The sequence below is a fragment of the Salegentibacter sp. genome, assembly GCF_036568425.1.
GTDB lineage: Bacteria > Bacteroidota > Bacteroidia > Flavobacteriales > Flavobacteriaceae > Salegentibacter.
The window spans coordinates 1-2,855 of record NZ_DATCSO010000031.1 but is presented as its reverse complement, the minus strand read 5'-3'; the positions used below and the strand labels follow the sequence as shown (position 1 = coordinate 2,855).

Genomic DNA, 2,855 nt, shown 5'->3' with positions numbered 1-2,855 from the left:
GCTGCATTATAAGCATGTGCAGAATAATCGGTTAAGATTACTATATTAATGGCCATGGATTTCCTTTTCTAATTTGTGGTAAAATTATAGAGAAAGTCCGCAGCCAAATATGACGGCAGTCAGCTATACCAAAAAAAGCTATTTACCCCATTTTTTCTAGCTTATCGGCATCAATAATCTTAACATTTCTACCCTCAATTTCAATAAGGCCTTCTTTTTTAAAGTCGGAAAGAGTTCTGATAAGTGTTTCAGAAGCGATGCCCGCAACACCAGCAAGATCGGCACGCGAGATCCTGATGCTATGCAGAGGGTTCTTTTTTATTTCCCTGGCGAACATCAAAATAGTTTTCGCCGTTTTTCTACGTACTGAAGCGTAAGCAATGTCTATAAGTTGCTCTTTTATTCCGAAGAGATTTTCATTCATCACTTCAAGGAGTTCCATACTTACCCGGCTGTTTTCGTGAAGAATGTCTTTCAACTGGTCTCTTGAAAGTGTATATAGCGTAGTGTCTTCCATGGCCGTGGCGAATTCGCGGTATGCCGAATTGGAATTGAAGCTAAGACTTCCGAAGAAATCTCCATCTTTATACAATTGCGTGATAATTTCCTTCCCACGGGAATCAAATTTATGGGCTTTTACTACCCCTCGGTCTACCAAATAAAAGTTTACCGAGGTTTTTCCTTCTTCATAAACACTCTCTCCAGCCTTAAAATTCAGTTGTTCTCCGGTTTTCATTAACTCCCTAAAAGCAGTAAGGTTAGGGATATGCTGTTGTTCTTTTGGCGCCTGAGCAGCTTTATCGCTTTTAAGAATTTCTACTTTTGCCAGGCGGCTTTCAATAGCGCTTAAGAGATCACTCTCCTCGAAAGGTTTGGTTAGATAGTCATCGGCACCAAGGTCCATTCCCCGTCTCACGTCTTTATGCTCTGTTTTAGCTGAAAGAAATATAAATGGAATACCGCTTGTTGCAGGAGTTTTGGAAAGCTCTGTTAACACATCATAGCCATCCATTTCTGGCATCATAATATCGCAAACAATTATATCGGGTAATTCGCTTTTGGCCCTGGTTACTCCCTGCTTTCCATCTGAGGCGGTCACCACCTCAAAATCTGACAACTCAAGGATCTCGGCGGTATTTTCTCTTACCGTAACATCGTCTTCAATAAGCAATACTTTCTTCATCAAAATAAATTTCCTGCACCATATAATATGGCTCTAAATTTAACAAAACTATTTAACGTTCGTAATTGGGTAATTGTACTGTAAAAGTTGAGCCTTTGTTTTCTTCACTTTTAAAATGAATTTTTCCGCCCATATTCTCTACGTGAACCTTCACAATATTAAGCCCAATCCCTGTTCCCTGATTCAGCAAAGCATTTTCAGCCCTGAAATAGCGTTCAAAGATATGTTTTTGATCTTTCTCCGGGATTCCCATACCTTCATCAGAAACCTCAAAAATAACCATATTATCGTTATCTTCAATTCTAAAATGGATTGTAGAATTTTCGGGAGAGTATTTTATGGCGTTTCCAATTAGGTTGGATAAAACAAGATCCAGGATTTTTTCATCCTGATACAGGGTTACTTCATCCAGATCTCTGGGATACTCGATCTCCTGGCCGTATTTAAGAGTCACATTGGCATTATAAATCACATCATTAATGACCTTATTCAGGCTAAAACTACTGTATTTATAATTCACATTACCCGATTCCAATCGTTCCAGAGAAAGAAAGTCGTTCAAAATATTATTCAGGTAGTGTACTTTATTTTTAATGGTGCGAAGATGTTTTTCACGCTTTTCCTGTTGTTCTCCAGTAACATATTTTTCAGCAAGGGTTGCGGAAGTAAGTATCCCGCTTAATGGAGTCTTAAATTCGTGAGAAACAAGGGATAAGAATTTAGTTTTAAGTTCGTTAAGTTCCTTTTCCTGTTTCAGGGCAAGTTTAATTCTTTTTTCAGCTTCTTTTCTTTTGCTGATCTCCTGTTCCAGATTTTCTACCGTTTCCCGAAGTTCTTTGGTGCGTACCTTAATTTTGTCTTCAAGCTCTGCATTTAACTCCCGGATACGTTGTTGATTCTCCTTGCGAACGGTGATATCAACAATAAGTGACATCACAAAATCTTTCCCATCGATGCGGAAGGGATTCAATCCTGCTTCTACCGGAAACTGATTTCCATCCTTTTTTATTCCGAATAATTCCCGGCCATGACCCATTTGGCGTTTCTCGCTATGGGATAAGAATTCCTTAAAATGCTTGGAGTGATTCGGTTTATAGGCTGGAGGGATAAGGATATTCAGATGCTGTCCTACAAGCTCTCCTCGTTCATAACCAAACATATGCAAAGCAGCCTGGTTTGCAGTTACTATAATCTGGGTGCTATCGACGACGATAACCCCTTCCGAGGCCGCTTCGAAGAGAGTATTAAAAACACTATGATTTTCCTTAAAGAATTCTCTGGACACAATTACAGTTTAAAATTTGAGGAAACTAAATTACAAAGCATTTACTAAAGTAGGGATGAAGAAGGAAAATATTTTAAATAATAAAAACTGAACTCTTTTTCAGAATTCGGTTTTACAATTTGTTGGCCTACTAGGGCTCCCTTCGGCTACGCCCTCTTTCATCGGGCTTCGCTCAGGATAAACTTCTCGCCCAAATTTTCCCCAAAAACAAAAAACCGAACTCTTTTTCAGAATTCGGTTTTACAATTTGTTGGCCTACTAGGGCTCGAACCTAGACTCTTCTGGACCAAAACCAGACGTGTTGCCAGTTACACCATAGGCCAATGCTTAAATGCGGATGCAAATTTAAAACAAACTTTTATTTACACAAACTTTTTCTAATAAATT

2 protein-coding genes and 1 tRNA gene are annotated in these 2,855 nt (G+C 38.8%); all 3 read right to left on the bottom strand.

The window, feature by feature from the left end; translation table 11 throughout:
• Nucleotides 1-142: 142 nt before the first annotated feature.
• The gene (locus tag VIM94_RS03870) at nucleotides 143-1,183 is read right to left on the bottom strand and encodes a response regulator (RefSeq protein WP_332037976.1); all 1,041 of its coding nucleotides are present in this window, start codon (nucleotides 1,181-1,183) and stop codon (nucleotides 143-145) included.
• Nucleotides 1,184-1,235: 52 nt separating this feature from the next.
• On the bottom strand, nucleotides 1,236-2,468 hold the full coding sequence (locus tag VIM94_RS03865) for a PAS domain-containing sensor histidine kinase (RefSeq protein WP_332037975.1): 1,233 nt from the start codon (nucleotides 2,466-2,468) through the stop codon (nucleotides 1,236-1,238).
• A 250-nt stretch (nucleotides 2,469-2,718) separates the two neighbouring features.
• A tRNA-Gln gene (locus VIM94_RS03860) sits at nucleotides 2,719-2,791 on the bottom strand.
• Nucleotides 2,792-2,855 lie beyond the last annotated feature (64 nt).

Excerpts from the sequence above, each read along its gene's own strand:
- VIM94_RS03870 (WP_332037976.1), bottom strand. The coding sequence starts at position 1,183 with ATGAAGAAAGTATTGCTTATTGAAGACGATGTTACGGTAAGAGAAAAT.